This window comes from Paraburkholderia sp. XV (assembly GCF_020177535.1).
In the GTDB taxonomy this organism is placed as follows: Bacteria; Pseudomonadota; Gammaproteobacteria; order Burkholderiales; family Burkholderiaceae; genus Paraburkholderia; species Paraburkholderia caribensis.
Window position 1 is genome coordinate 23,403 of sequence record NZ_JAGUUD010000030.1, and the last position, 13,412, is coordinate 36,814.

Consider the following 13,412-nt stretch of genomic DNA (forward strand, 5'->3'; position numbering starts at 1 on the left):
TTTTGGTAAGTACCCATGGAATGTCGAATGAAAAGGGATATGTTCACCTGTGGCCTCGACGCGGCGCTGGCCGTAATTGGGGGTAAATGGAAGCCCTTGATAATGTTCCACCTTGCGCACGACACGCGACGTTATGGCGAGCTGAAGCGGGCGATCGGAGCAGTTAGCCATAAGATGCTCATCCAGCAATTGAAGGAATTAGAGGTCGATGGCCTCGTCCATCGTGTCGACCACAAGGAGATTCCGCCGCGAGTCGACTACTCGCTAACAGAATTCGGGCAGACACTGGCAAACGCGTTGGCCCCGTTATGCGAGTGGGGCACTGCACATGCCACGGAGGTTAGCGAGATGATGACGAACCGCGAGGCACGCACCAGGTGAAATTCCGCGCAACGCTGGCGCGCCCCCGGAGCATCGGTTGCGCCGACGGATACGTTTGTTTGCGATGAGATGCTACAAAATTTAATATTCTGAAAGCCGTCGGAGATCTAATGTATGAAGAAAGCGCGGGGACATAGTTTGCACAAGCGGATCATCGCGAGAAGCAAATTGTTCTCACCATTTGTATTTTCGCCATCTTTCCGCACTTCATATGCTCACGATAGACGATATACGAACGGTTCCCTTGTTCGCTGGTCTGCCCGACAGTGAACTTGACCGCTTGGCAAAGTCCGCCGGCGACGTACATTTGCAAGCCGGAGATTTTGCCGTACATGAGGGCGGAGAGCCTGCTCTTTACGCCGTGCTGGAAGGAAAAATAGAAGCCTTCAAGGTTTTTGACAGCGTTGAGCGCACGCTTGGTTGGAGAACGCCTGGAAGTGTGTTCGGTGAACTGCCGCTTGTGTTGAGCTCGCCATTCGTTATTTCTTACCGAGCTGCTTCGCCCTCCCGGGTCATGCGTGTCGACACACAGCACTATTATTCAATTGCGGCCTCGTGCCGGGAAATCGCAGTCAAAGTGGGCCTCCTCGCCCGAGAGCGCGTCGGGGGTCTGCAGGAAATCGCTGACGAGCCGCCTTCGCCTCGGGCGACGATGATCGGCGATCGCCTGGATCCGACCTGCAGGGCGTTGCAACAGTTCTTGCAACGCAATCAGGTAAGCTTCGAGGTGAAAGCGCCCGATGATTTCGAGAAGCAATCTTCCGAATCCGGGGAACGTTTTCAAGCAGCTGATTTTCCCGTTTTGAAACTGCATGACGGGGCTGTTCTCAGGCGCCCGTCAACTCGGCAGCTCGCTACAGCGCTTGGCTTGAGAACCCAGCCGAGCCTTCGGGACTATGACACTGTAATTATCGGAGGAGGTCCGGCTGGCCTTGCGGCAGCCGTCTATGGCGCATCTGAAGGTCTGCGTACGCTAGTCCTCGAGCGCGAGGCACTCGGTGGTCAGGCGGGTACATCGTCACGCATCGAAAATTACCTCGGTTTTCCGAACGGCGTATCAGGCGAAGAGCTTGCAAGCCGCGCGTTGCAGCAGGCAAAGAGACTCGGTGCGGAGATCGTGGTTGCGCGATCGGTCAGGAAAGTCGAGATTGGCGCTCACTGCCTACATCTCGATGGGGACGACATCATTCAGGCGCGAACAATCATCCTCGCGACAGGCGTCAGCTGGCGGAGGCTCGATATCGAGGGCTGTGACCGATTTGCTGGTAAGGGAATCCATTATGGCGCTTCGCGCGGCGATTCCAGTGGTACGCATGGTCTTGACATATTCCTTATCGGCGGTGGCAATTCGGCTGGTCAAGCCGCGTTGAATTTCGCCAATCATGCACGGCACGTAACGCTTGTTGTGCGTGGGGACTCGCTCGAGAAAAATATGTCCCGCTATCTCATCGAGCAGATCAAGGCAAAATCCAACGTCTCCGTCCAACTCGATTCGGAAGTGACCGCGGTGCGGGGGGAGTCCCGTCTTTCGGAGATCTGTTTGCGGGATGGGTCACATGGAGAGGAGAGCTGGAAAGCCTGCGGAGGGCTTTTCGTTTTTATCGGTGCAGACGCGGAGACCGGATGGCTACCGATGGAGATCGCGCGCGATCAACGAGGGTTCGTGCTCACCGGCGACGATGTCGTTAAGGCCGGGCACTGGTCCGAAACGCGCGACCCATACCTGCTCGAAACGAGTATTCCCGGCGTATTCGCATGCGGAGATGTACGACTGAGTCCGGTCAAACGCGTCGCCTCTGCCGTTGGAGAAGGCAGCATGGCGATCGCATTTGTTCACAAATACCTGGAGAGTCGTCGAGGGTGAATCTTTAGCAGGAACGCAAAGAGGTTGATCAGGACAACGACAATCAACCGCGCTGCGCCAACGCGATCTTCCCGTCAACGAGACGATTGACTCGCCATGGGTTGCCCGTTTTCAACGACTCGGGCAACAACGCCTCCGGCATGTCCTGATAGCTCACCGGCCGCAGAAACCGGCGGATCGCGAGGCTGCCGACCGAAGTCGAACGACCGTCGGCGGTGGACGGATAAGGACCGCCGTGCACCATCGCATGCGCGACTTCGACGCCCGTACCAAAGCCATTGACGAGCACGCGGCCCACGCGTCGCTCCAGTGACGGAAGGAACGAACGCGCCAGTGCGTAATCGGCTTCATCGATCTGCAACGCCGCCGTCAGCTGTCCTTCCAGCGACTCGATCAATTCACGCATCGTCTCCAGATCCGGGCAACGCACGATCAATGACGCCGCGCCGAAAATCTCTTCCTGTAATTCCTTTTGCTCACGAAACGCGGCGACGCTTGTCACAAAGAGCGCGCCTTGTCCCTTGTTCGCGCCCGTCGCGGGCTGCGCGCGCGCCACCGTCTGCACCTGCGGATGGTCGGCGAATTTCGACACCGCCGTTTCAAACGCGCGATGAATGCCGGGCGTGAGCATCGTTGCGGCCGGCGCCCGATTCAGCGCCTCCGAAGCCGCGGCCACGAAGCGATCGAGTGCGGGACCTTCCACCGCGAGAATCAAACCCGGGTTCGTGCAGAACTGCCCGGCACCGAGCGTCAACGATTGCACGAAGGCCTGAGCGATTGCTTCGCCGCGCTGCTCGAGCGCACGCGGAAACAGCAACACGGGATTGATGCTGCTCATTTCCGCATAGACGGGCACCGGCTCGGGACGCGCGGCGGCGACTGCCATCAACTCCGTCCCCGCATGGCGCGAGCCGGTGAATCCGACCGCCTTGATGCGGGGATCGCGAACCAGCCCCTGGCCGATTTCACGGCCGCTTCCGAACAGCAGCGAGAAGGTCCCCTCGGGCATTCCGCAGTCCTTCACCGCCTTCTGCACAGCCATGCCGACCAGTTCCGACGTGCCGGGATGCGCGGCATGGGCCTTGACGATCACCGGGCACCCAGCGGCCAACGCGGAAGCAGTGTCGCCCCCTGCTACCGAGAACGCCAGCGGAAAATTGCTGGCGCCGAACACCGCGACGGGGCCGAGCCCGATGTGCCGCAAACGCAGATCGACGCGCGGCAACGGTTTGCGCTCGGGCTGAGCCGGATCGATGCGCGCTTCGAGAAAGTCGCCTGCTCGCACCACACCCGCGAACATCCGCAACTGGCCCACCGTTCGCGCGCGTTCACCTTCGATTCGCGCGCGCGGCAAGCCCGACTCCGCGACGCAGCGTTCGATCAACGCATCGCCTGCTGCGAGAATGTTGGCCGCGATCGTCTCCAGAAAATTGGCGCGGGCTTCGAGCGTGGTTTCGCGGAAGAGATCGAAAGCGGTCCATGCCAATGCACATGCTGCATCGACGTCTTCGAGCGTCGCACCACCGAAGCCCGGCTCCAGACGTTCGCCGCTCGCCGCATCGATGGCATACGACACGCCGTTCGTTCCGCGTCGCACGCTCTGGCCAATCAACAGGTTCCCTGCGATGTTCATTTCTATTTCCTTGATGGGATAAATCGACGCCCTGTCCCGGGCGCCTTTATTCACTCGATTGCACTCGCATCGCTGCAATGACGAGCTCGCAACACCTGCACGAATGCGTTCAAACTGGCTGGCAAGCGTCGACGCTATCTTCGGATCTTCGAAGCGGAAGGCTTGCCCATCGTTCGACGAGCGCGTCAGAAGGTGCCCGGATAAGCGCCGCCATCCAGCAGCACATTCTGACCCGTCAGATATCCGGCCTGCGCGCTGCACAAGAAGGCGCAGAACGCGCCGAACTCCTCAGGGGTTCCGAAGCGTCCAGCTGGAACGATCTGGCGCTTCGCTTCGAGCGCCGCGTCGTAGCTCTGACCATGTGCATCGGCCGCTGCTCGCGTCGACTGACGCAAACGGTCGGTTTCGAACAACCCCGGCAGCAGATTGTTGATGGTCACATTGGCCTGCGCAATACGCTTTTGCCGGGCCAGTCCAGCGATGAAACCCGTCAGCCCCGAGCGCGCACCGTTCGATAGTCCCAGCACGTCGATGGGCGCCTTCACCGCGCCCGAAGTGATATTGACGATGCGGCCAAAGCCGCGCCCGGCCATTCCGTCCACGGTTGCCTTGATCAACTCGATCGGTGTCAGCATGTTCGCATCGACTGCGGCGATCCAGTCCTCTCGCGACCAGTTGCGAAAATCGCCCGGCGGCGGACCGCCCGCGTTGTTCACGAGAATGTCGATGTGAGGCGCCGCCGCCAGTGCGGCCGCGCGCCCTTCGCTCGTCGTGATGTCACCGGGCACGGTCTTGACCGTGACCGCGGGATTGAGCGTGCGCAGCGCCTGTGCGGTCGCCTCGAGCGCGTCACTGCCGCGTGCCGTGATGACGACGTTTACTCCCTCCGCGACGAGCGCTTGCGCGCAACCCTTTCCCAGGCCCTTGCTTGCCGCGCACACCAGCGCCCACCGGCCTTCGATGTTCAGATTCATCCCGCTTGCTCCTTGACTTAAACGATTGCCGTCTCAGCGCGATCCCGCGACTCGCGCACGCTGCCGCGCGACAGCAGATCATGACGACGCTGAAAAAGATTGTGCCGGCCGATTTCTCCGATCGTTCGGACGCCCGACAAGGCCATGCTGACGTCGAGTTCGCTTTGCAGTATCTGCAGCATTCGCATGACGCCGGCCTCGCCCATTGCGCCGAGTGCGTACATGAATGCACGTCCGACCATGGTGCCTTTCGCGCCCAGCGCGAGCGCCTTCATTACGTCCTGCCCGCTGCGAATACCGCCGTCCACCCAGATTTCGACCTTGTCGCCGACAGCCTCGACGATGGCCGGCAACGCTTCGATGCTGGACGGCGCGCCATCCAGTTGCCGCCCGCCGTGATTGCTCACGACGATGGCATCGGCGCCGATCGATGCGGCCATGCGCGCGTCCTCGACGCTCAGGATGCCCTTCAGCACGAGCTTGCGATCCCAGCCGCGCCGGATGGCGACGAGATCGTCCCAACTGAGCGTCGGGTCGAATTGTTGCGCCACCCACTTGCTGATCGCAATGACGTCGCCGCCGCCCTTGATGTAGCCGGCCAGATTGCCGAACGTTTTGGCGCCGCCCAGCGCACGCATCATCCAGCCTGGCTTCGACGCGAAATCGAGCAGATTGGAAGCCGTGAGACGCGGCGGAACGGTCATGCCGTTCTTCAGGTCCTTGTGCCGCTGGCCGTTGATCTGCAGGTCCAGCGTGACGACGAGCGCCGAACAGCCGGCCAGCTTCGCTCGCTCGATCAGCGACGCATTGAAGCCGCGGTCGCGCATCACGTAGAGCTGAAACCAGAACGGTGCAGCCGTATGACGCGCGACATCTTCGATCGAGCAGATGCTGACCGTCGAAAGGGTGAACGGCACGCCGAAGCGCTGTGCAGCCAGCGCGCCGAGCATCTCGCCATTTGCCCATTGCATGCCGGCGAGGCCGGTTGGCGCGATGGCAACGGGCATGGTCACCGGCTGACCGATCATCGTGCTGGCCGTGCTCCGACCTTCGACGTTCACGGCCACTCGCTGCTGCAGCTTCAGGTCGTCGAATGCGCGGCTGTTCTCGCGGTACGTCGATTCCGAATAGGAGCCGCTATCGACATAATCGTAAAACGCCTTCGGCACGCGCTTCTTCGCCATCAGACGCAAATCCTCAACACACGTAATGACTGACATTCGATCCCTGCACCTTGACTGTCTATCGGTTTGAAACTGCCGTGAGGTGGCTGCCGCGCTTGCTGCCGTTCAATCGGCCGCCCGCACGGTTGCGAGCGCGCCACGCTCTTCGCGCTCTTGCGTGACGCTCACGGGCCTGCGCACCATGACCATGTAAGCAACGGCGGAAAGCAGCGCGACGGCCGCACTCACGATCAGCGCGTTCACGAACGAATGCGTGCGGTCTACCACCAGGCCGGTGACGATCGGCGCAGCCGATCCCGCCAGGAAACCGCCGAAATTCTGGATGCCGCCAAGCGACGCTACGGCGTGACGGGGCGCGGCGACACTCACGAGCGACCATGCGCCGCCGGAAGCCATGTTGAGAAAGAACATCGCCACCGAGATGTACGCGATCGCCATCCAGGCCGAAGGCGTCAACGCAGCGGGGACGGTGGCCGCCGCAGCGCCCACCAGCCCCACGCAGATCGGCCACTTGCGGCTCGTGATCGGCGCCATGCCCTTGCTGTAGAGCCAGTCGGCGATATAGCCGCTTCCCACCATGCCGAGCGTGCCGACGAAGTACGGGATCGCCACGACCCAGCCCGCCCGCGCGATACTCATGCCGCGTTCGTGCTCCAGATACGCGGGCAGCCAGGTCAGATACAGCCACACCATGTAGATGACGCCCATGAAGCCGAACAGCATGCCCCACGTCGTACGTTGCGCGAAAAGATTGCGCCACTGCGCGCTGTTCAACGGTGCTGCGTTGGGTTCTTCCTGCGCGCCTTCGGCGAGATGGGCCTGCTCGTCGGGGCTCAGCTCCACTTCGCCTCGGTTGCGATACACCGCGTACCAGCCGAGCGCAACCAGGATGCCGAACACACCCGTGACGATGAACATCTCGCGCCAGCTGAGGGTCAGCATCAGCGCAGTGAGGATCGGCGGCGCAATCGCGGGGCCGATGGTCGACGAGGCCACGAAAATCCCCGTTGGCGCGCCACGATCACGCAGCGCGAACCATTCGCCGATCACCTTCGCGCCGGCGGGAAACTGCGGCGCTTCGCCGATGCCAAGACACACCCGCGCGAGGAAAAACTGCTGGACGCCATGCACGAAGCCCGTGCACAGCTGCGCGACCGACCAGAGCAACATGCCCGCGCCGAGCATCAGCCGCGCGCCCAGACGATCCAGCAGGACGCCGACCGGCAACTGCGCGAACGCATACGACATCGAAAACGCGGAAAGCAACAGGCCCATTTGCGACGCGCTAAGTCCCATTTCGCCGCTAATGGTGCTGTTAGCGACCGATAGCGCGCTGCGGTCGAGATAGTTGATGCAACCCGCCAGCGTCAAAAAGAAAACGGAAATGCGCTGGATACGACGCAGCTTTTTGCTCGCCTGCATGTTGAGTGTCTCCGGTTGATGTGTTGGAGTGCCGTCTGCGCGGCACTGTGTCAGTCAAATACGATGCATCAGAGCGATGCTTCCAGCATGGCGCGGTAATCGCCTTCGGACGCCTCGCGGGGATTGGTCTTGTGGCTGTGATCCTTGAGTGCGCCCCTGATGATGTCGGGGAACATCGCGGGCGTGACGCCGAGTTGCGCGAGTCCCGTCGGCAAGCCGAGCCGCTGCGTCATGGTCCGCACGGACGGCGCCACCTCCGCGCCGTTGCCAAGCCCCATAGCGGTTGCCATGCGGCTGAGTTTGTCCTCGTCGCGCACGGATGGCGCGTGCTGATTGAATTCGAGCACCGCGGGCAGAAAGATCGCGTTGAGCGTGCCGTGATGCAGGCGCGGATTGATGCCGCCAAGCGAATGACTCAGGCTGTGTACGCAGCCCAGGCCTTTCTGGAACGCGAGCGCACCTTGCATCGATGCGCTCATCATGTTCAGCCGCGCCACACGGTCGGCCGGTTCGCGCGTCGCGCGCTCGATGTGACGCCATGCGCGCCACAGTCCGTCCAGCGCGATACCGTCGGCGGGCGGATTGAATGCGCTCGCGAGGAAGGTCTCGATGCAATGTGCGATCGCGTCCATCCCGGTCGCCGCCGTCAATGCGGGCGGCAAGCCCAGCGTCAGTTCCGGATCGCAGATCGCCACGCGCGGCACCACGAACGGCGAGATCACGCCGACCTTGCGGCCGTCGTCGAGAATCAGAATGGCGCCGCGGCCCACTTCGCTGCCCGTCCCCGCTGTAGTGGGCACGGCAATCACGGGCGCGGTTTTCGCGGTGATGTTGGTCGCGCCGCCCTCGATCACGGCGAAGCGTTGCAGCGGGCCTTCGTGAGTCGCGCAAACGGCAACACCCTTGGCCAGATCGATCGCCGAGCCGCCGCCGACGGCGATGATGCCGTCGCAGTCGCCCGCGCGATAGGCCGCCACTGCGTCGCGCACCGCAGCCTCGTTGGGGTTCGGCGGCGTGCCGTCATAGATCGGGACGGACGCCTTGCCAGCGAGTGCGTCGAGCACGATATCGATGATGCCTGCCGCCCGGACACCTTTGTCCGTGACGATCAACGGCTGCCTGATCCCCACTCGCTCGCATTCGCTGCTGAGCAAACGGATGGCGCCATAGTCGAACTGAATCTGCGTGATGTAGTTGATGAGAGACATGGGAATGAGCGTCAGTTATAGTGGCTGTGGGCGGCGCGGCGCCGGACTTCAACGGCCCAGAACCTGGCCGTCGCATTGATGCTGGCGCTTTTGAGACGCCGTTTGTGGGCCAGTATAAGGAGACGCCCCTTTCTCAGTAATTGAGAAGATTTGATACAGATATAACTTTTCCTCAACCCTCATGACACCGCCGCTCAACTCCATCATTTCCCGCCTGCATCTGAAGCAACTGCGACTCCTGATCGCCCTCGGAGATCACGGCTCATTGCTGAAGGCGGCGCAGCAGGTCGCGCTCACGCAGCCGGGCGCCAGCAAGGCCTTGCAGGAAATCGAAACGACATTCGGGACGCCGCTGTTCAATCGCACGAACCGGGGACTCGAGCCCAACGAAGCAGGACGCTGTGTGATTCGCTATGCGCGCCTGATCCACACCGATTTGTCGCACATGCGTGAAGAGATCGACGGGATCATGCGCGGCCAGGGCGGCCGTGTGGCCGTCGGTGTGATCATGGGCGCCGTGCCGTTGCTCACCGATGCGATTACGTCGCTGATCGCGCGTAACCCCGAAATCTCAGTCGAGATCGTGGAAGACACGAGCGCAACGTTGCTCAGCCAGATCGACGAAGGCCGGCTGGATCTGGCGATCTGCCGGACGACGATCAGTCAGACGCCGCAGCACTACGAAACCACGCGGATGCAGGAGGAAACGCTCGCAGTCGTGGCCAATGTGCAGCATCCGCTGCGGCGCGCGAAGAAGCTCAAGCTTCAGGACGTCGCGGAATACCGCTGGGTGGTGTATCGCGCGAACATGCCGATGCGGCTATTGCTGGAGCGCGAGTTTCGCGAAGCCGATATTCGCTTCCCCATGCATCTGCTCGAAACGACGTCTGCATTCGCCACGCTCGCGCTGCTGCAAAGCAATCCGTCGTTCGTCGCGCTGGTGTCGATCGACGTCGCACAGTTTTTCGCCAGTCACGAGATGACGTGCATCCTTCCGCTGCATCTTGCTTCGCGTAGCGAGCCTTATGAACTCGTCACCCGAAAAGGCGCGCAGCTCTCGCCCGGCGCGCGACAGCTGATCGAGGAGCTGAACGCCAAACATGGCGGCGAAGCGTAATGCCGCGGGTGCCGAGCGTCCCGCGTGATCACGGGCCCGGATGCCTGATAGTGCGTCATCGGGCCCGAATTCGCGCAACTTACGCGACGCCTTTATCAGCGAACGCTGCCGCCAGCGCGTGCAGGCCGTCGCGATAGATACCTTCGAAAAGTCTCGATGCTTCGTCGTCGCTCACACCGTTCGGCGTGAACTCACCGCTCCAGTCGACCAGCGATGCACCCGCCTCTTCCCCCTCGCGCACCTGCAGCGTCGAGCGATAGCCCGTGACGGGAAACGGCGCTTCGAGAATCGAATAGGTATAGCTGCGCGCGCGGTTGTCGAAGGCTTCCAGACGCTCGACGATCACATCGCCGTTCGGCGTGGCGAGACGCCGCACACGTCCGCCCTCGCTCAATTCGCTCGACGGAATGTAGGGCAGCCAGTCCGGCAGCGAGTTGAAGCCGCCGATCAGTTGCCACACCTTGTCGGGCGAAACGGGAATGCGGATCGACGCATTGGCTTGGGCCATGTCAGTCTCCTTAAGCCTTGACGGGCAGCGGTGCATTGGCGGCGACCAGACCTTGCTCGCGCAACTCGCGCCAGAAGTCTGCAGGAACCGCTTCCTTGACGGCGGCGTGGTCTTCCGCGATGCGCTCCGGCTTGCTCGCGCCGGGGATCACTGCGGCTACCACCGGATTGGCCAGCACGAACTGCAGCGCGGCGGCCTTGACGCTCACGTTGTGACGCGCGGCGAGCGCCTTGATGCGCTCGACCTTCGCGAGAATCTCAGGCGACGCCTTCTGGTATTCGAAGTGTGCGCCGCCCGCCAGCACGCCCGAGCTATACGGACCGCCGACGACAATCTCCACGTTTTTCGCGGCAGCGGTGGGCAGCAGACGCTGCAATGCACGCTCGTGATCGAGCAACGTATAGCGGCCTGCGAGCAGGAAGCCATCCGGTTTCACTTCCGAGAGATCGAGCAGCAGTTCGCACGGCTCGACGCGGTTGACACCCAGCCCCCACGCCTTGATCACGCCTTCGTCGCGCAGACGGTTCAGCACACGGAACGCGCCCTTGCGGGCCGATTCGAACATGGCGAGCCACTCGTCGCCGTAGAAGTCCTGCGCGACGTCGTGCACCCAGACGATGTCCAGACGATCCGTCTTCAGGCGCTTCAGGCTGTCTTCGATCGAGCGCTGCGTCGCGTCGGCCGAGTAGTCGTTGACGATCTTGTTCGGACGGCCGTAGGCGAACACATCCCCTTTCTCGCCGAGATCGCGCGCGCCGACATCCTCGATCTCGTCGAGAATCACGCGGCCTACTTTCGTGCTCAGCACGTAGTCGTCACGCCTGCGGCCGGCGAGCGCATCGCCAAGCCGGATTTCCGAGAGGCCCGCGCCGTACAACGGGGCCGTGTCGAAATAACGCACGCCTTGATCCCACGCTGCCTGGACGGTTGCCAGCGCTTCTTCCTCAGGGATGTTGCGAAACATGTTGCCCAGCGGCGCAGCGCCAAATCCCAGCTGTGTGCCGGCCGGCAGTTTGTCCTTGATGCTCATGACTTGCTCCTTTGATTGAGTCGGTAGCGCAAAGTCTAGGGTGACAAGTTAAGTCTGTCTAAGACATAATTCGACAAACTTGAGTCCGAAGAGGTCTTATATGCTGGATATCCGTCAACTGCATTATTTCGTCGCGGTCGCCGAAGAGGAGCACGTTGGGCGCGCCGCCGAGAAGCTGCATATCTCGCAATCGCCATTGAGCCGCCAGATCGCCCAGCTCGAGGAAAATCTGGGTCTTACACTATTCGAACGTTCGCAGCAGCGCATCCGGCTGACTACCGATGGGCGCACCTTTCTTGCGGAAACGCATGCGTTCCTGACGCACGCAAAACGGCTGGAATCGTTGGCGCGACGTCTTGGGCGCGGCGACGAAGGCGGGCTATGCATCGGCTATCTGGAGAACGCGATGCACTCCGGCGTGCTGCCTCGCGCGCTGCGGCAACTACGCGCGCAGAAGCCCGACGTGCACATCGCCCTTTACAGCTACCGGTCGGCCGATCAGCTGACCGGCTTGCGTCAGCGCAGCCTCGATATTGCGCTCGTTTGCGAGCCACTGTCTTCGGACGACCCGGACCTCGAATCGGCGCTGGTACTCGACGATCCCATGCTGCTCGCGATTCCCGAGGACCATCCGCTGGCGAACGCGTCGCGCTTTACACCGAACGATCTGGCGGCGCAGAAGTGGATTGCCGTGATGTATGAAGAGGGCGCGCTGCGCCACGACAATTTCATCGCAGCATGCGCGAAAGCCGGGTTCACACCCGATATCGCGATGGAAGCCACCGAGCCGCTCGCGGCACTTGGACTCGTTGCGGCGGGCCTCGGCGTCACGATGATCCAGCAAAGCCTGCGGCGCCATGCGCCCGCTGGCGTGGTGCTGCGTGAAGTCTCGTGGTTCAGTTATCGGACGGCGCTATGGGCGGCGTGGCATCGGGTCAACCTGAGACCACTGGTCGAGCAATTCCGCAAGACGCTGCTGCATTCAAGCGCGGCGCCCGCCATGTCTGCAGATACATAGCGGCACAGCGAGGGCTTGCGCGGTGACGCGTGAACTGCACCAAACGGCCTTCTATCTCCGATGCACGTTAATTTGGGGAAGGTGGACGCCGGAGTCTGGTCTCGGCACAGCTAGCCGCACTTTTCTGCCAGATCTGAGATTTCCTTCTGAAGCGCACTGAGGAATACGTTCACCCGATTCGGCACATATCGCCGGCTTGGGATGACCGCCCACACTGACAGGTCTTCCATCGCGGCGTCCTCCAGTTGAACCTGCACGAGCGAATGATCGGCCAGTTGCCTGAAGACGTCCCAGTACGTCAGCATTGCGAGCCCGAGTCCCTGCACAGCAGCCGTGCGTGCCGCTTCCACACTGGTCGTGGTGACATACCCTTCAATGCGCTCGCGTATCAGCTTGCCGTCGACAACGAGCGGCCAACTTCCCACCGAGTCAAGTCTGATACAACGATGCTGATCCAGTTCCGCCGACGTCGCAGGTCGTCCGTGCCTCTTCAGATACCCGGGCGAAGCACAAATAAGCCGTGGATTCGGAGCAATCTTTCTGGCCACCAGTTCCGAATCTCCCAGCGGTGCAATGCGTAATGCGAGATCCAGCCCCTGCCCCACGATATCGACCTGGCGATCGGAAAGGTCGAGGTCGATACGAAGTTCCGGGTTGGCCTCCAGCAGTCCCGGCAACATCGGCAACACGACCGATTGTCCGAAGCCACTCGGTGCGGTCAAACGCAATATGCCAGATGCAGTGCCCGACGACGGACTGAGTTCAGCTCGCGCGCCGGCTTCCGCAGCCACCATCGCCCTCGCGTAAGGGACAAACGCCTCCCCTTCTGCGGTCAGCGTCAGGGAGCGAGTGGTCCGATGAAAGAGGCGCACGCCGAGGTCTTCCTCGAGCGCGGCGATGCGCCGTGACACCTGCATGGGCACCACGTTCAGCTGACGAGCCGCCGCCGACAGGCTGCCCGCTGAGGCAACGGCGAGGAATGTCTGAACGTCCGGGAGGAACATCGTCTATATCCAAAAGTGTTAGGGCGGCTTCACGCGCCGACCTCTGTTTCCTGCCGCTCGCGACGCCTA

General features: G+C 61.9%; 12 protein-coding genes. 4 read left to right on the top strand and 8 right to left on the bottom strand.

Features of this window, described 5'->3' with window-relative positions; genetic code table 11:
• Positions 1–27: 27 nt before the first annotated feature.
• Together KFO72_RS16760 and KFO72_RS16765 are read left to right on the top strand one after the other, a co-directional pair.
• Complete coding sequence (locus KFO72_RS16760) at positions 28–381, top strand: winged helix-turn-helix transcriptional regulator (protein WP_054930824.1); 354 nt, start codon at positions 28–30, stop codon at positions 379–381.
• 211 nt (positions 382–592) lie between these two features.
• Entirely contained in the window at positions 593–2,245 is a 1,653-nt protein-coding gene (locus KFO72_RS16765) for an FAD-dependent oxidoreductase (RefSeq protein WP_225032626.1), read from the top strand.
• A 43-nt stretch (positions 2,246–2,288) separates the two neighbouring features.
• On the opposite strand, the gene KFO72_RS16770 is transcribed toward KFO72_RS16765, so the two are convergent.
• The 5 genes from KFO72_RS16770 to KFO72_RS16790 form a co-directional block, all read right to left on the bottom strand.
• The gene (locus tag KFO72_RS16770) at positions 2,289–3,878 is read right to left on the bottom strand and encodes an aldehyde dehydrogenase (NADP(+)) (RefSeq protein ID WP_225032627.1); all 1,590 of its coding nucleotides are present in this window, start codon (positions 3,876–3,878) and stop codon (positions 2,289–2,291) included.
• A 185-nt stretch (positions 3,879–4,063) separates the two neighbouring features.
• On the bottom strand, positions 4,064–4,852 hold the full coding sequence (locus tag KFO72_RS16775) for an SDR family oxidoreductase (RefSeq protein ID WP_062918211.1): 789 nt from the start codon (positions 4,850–4,852) through the stop codon (positions 4,064–4,066).
• Between the two features lie 17 nt (positions 4,853–4,869).
• Entirely contained in the window at positions 4,870–6,072 is a 1,203-nt protein-coding gene (locus KFO72_RS16780; RefSeq protein ID WP_082670504.1) for an alpha-hydroxy acid oxidase, read from the bottom strand.
• 69 nt (positions 6,073–6,141) lie between these two features.
• Positions 6,142–7,458: an MFS transporter gene (locus KFO72_RS16785; protein ID WP_107202318.1), complete on the bottom strand. Its 1,317-nt coding sequence runs from the start codon at positions 7,456–7,458 to the stop codon at positions 6,142–6,144.
• 68 nt (positions 7,459–7,526) lie between these two features.
• Positions 7,527–8,666, bottom strand: coding sequence for an iron-containing alcohol dehydrogenase (locus KFO72_RS16790; protein WP_107202319.1), 1,140 nt, complete (start codon positions 8,664–8,666; stop codon positions 7,527–7,529).
• Positions 8,667–8,847: 181 nt separating this feature from the next.
• Between KFO72_RS16790 and KFO72_RS16795 the strand changes: the two genes are divergently transcribed.
• A complete protein-coding gene (locus KFO72_RS16795) occupies positions 8,848–9,783 on the top strand; it encodes a LysR family transcriptional regulator (protein ID WP_060608605.1) in 936 nt (311 codons plus the stop codon).
• Between the two features lie 79 nt (positions 9,784–9,862).
• Here the strand turns inward: KFO72_RS16795 and KFO72_RS16800 are convergent, their stop codons facing one another.
• Positions 9,863–10,291 (bottom strand): SRPBCC family protein, encoded by a 429-nt coding sequence (locus tag KFO72_RS16800; RefSeq protein WP_054930835.1) that lies wholly within the window; start codon positions 10,289–10,291, stop codon positions 9,863–9,865.
• Positions 10,292–10,301: 10 nt separating this feature from the next.
• Positions 10,302–11,321 carry an aldo/keto reductase gene (locus KFO72_RS16805; RefSeq protein WP_054930836.1) on the bottom strand — a complete coding sequence of 340 codons (1,020 nt, stop codon included), beginning with the start codon at positions 11,319–11,321 and terminating at the stop codon, positions 10,302–10,304.
• A 100-nt stretch (positions 11,322–11,421) separates the two neighbouring features.
• On the opposite strand from KFO72_RS16805, the gene KFO72_RS16810 reads away from it, so the two are divergent.
• A complete protein-coding gene (locus KFO72_RS16810) occupies positions 11,422–12,339 on the top strand; it encodes a LysR substrate-binding domain-containing protein (RefSeq protein ID WP_225032628.1) in 918 nt (305 codons plus the stop codon).
• A 110-nt stretch (positions 12,340–12,449) separates the two neighbouring features.
• Here KFO72_RS16810 and KFO72_RS16815 read toward each other — a convergent pair whose 3' ends face one another.
• On the bottom strand, positions 12,450–13,343 hold the full coding sequence (locus KFO72_RS16815) for a LysR family transcriptional regulator (protein ID WP_054930838.1): 894 nt from the start codon (positions 13,341–13,343) through the stop codon (positions 12,450–12,452).
• Positions 13,344–13,412 lie beyond the last annotated feature (69 nt).

Bases quoted from the DNA above. Each gene is read 5' to 3' on its own strand.
- KFO72_RS16810 (WP_225032628.1), top strand. From the start codon at position 11,422: ATGCTGGATATCCGTCAACTGCATTATTTCGTCGCGGTCGCCGAAGAG.
- KFO72_RS16815 (WP_054930838.1), bottom strand. From the start codon at position 13,343: ATGTTCCTCCCGGACGTTCAGACATTCCTCGCCGTTGCCTCAGCGGGC.
- KFO72_RS16760 (WP_054930824.1), top strand. From the start codon at position 28: ATGAAAAGGGATATGTTCACCTGTGGCCTCGACGCGGCGCTGGCCGTA.
- KFO72_RS16770 (WP_225032627.1), bottom strand. From the start codon at position 3,878: ATGAACATCGCAGGGAACCTGTTGATTGGCCAGAGCGTGCGACGCGGA.
- KFO72_RS16795 (WP_060608605.1), top strand. From the start codon at position 8,848: ATGACACCGCCGCTCAACTCCATCATTTCCCGCCTGCATCTGAAGCAA.
- KFO72_RS16805 (WP_054930836.1), bottom strand. From the start codon at position 11,321: ATGAGCATCAAGGACAAACTGCCGGCCGGCACACAGCTGGGATTTGGC.
- KFO72_RS16790 (WP_107202319.1), bottom strand. From the start codon at position 8,666: ATGTCTCTCATCAACTACATCACGCAGATTCAGTTCGACTATGGCGCC.
- KFO72_RS16785 (WP_107202318.1), bottom strand. From the start codon at position 7,458: ATGCAGGCGAGCAAAAAGCTGCGTCGTATCCAGCGCATTTCCGTTTTC.
- KFO72_RS16765 (WP_225032626.1), top strand. From the start codon at position 593: ATGCTCACGATAGACGATATACGAACGGTTCCCTTGTTCGCTGGTCTG.
- KFO72_RS16775 (WP_062918211.1), bottom strand. From the start codon at position 4,852: ATGAATCTGAACATCGAAGGCCGGTGGGCGCTGGTGTGCGCGGCAAGC.
- KFO72_RS16780 (WP_082670504.1), bottom strand. From the start codon at position 6,072: ATGTCAGTCATTACGTGTGTTGAGGATTTGCGTCTGATGGCGAAGAAG.
- KFO72_RS16800 (WP_054930835.1), bottom strand. From the start codon at position 10,291: ATGGCCCAAGCCAATGCGTCGATCCGCATTCCCGTTTCGCCCGACAAG.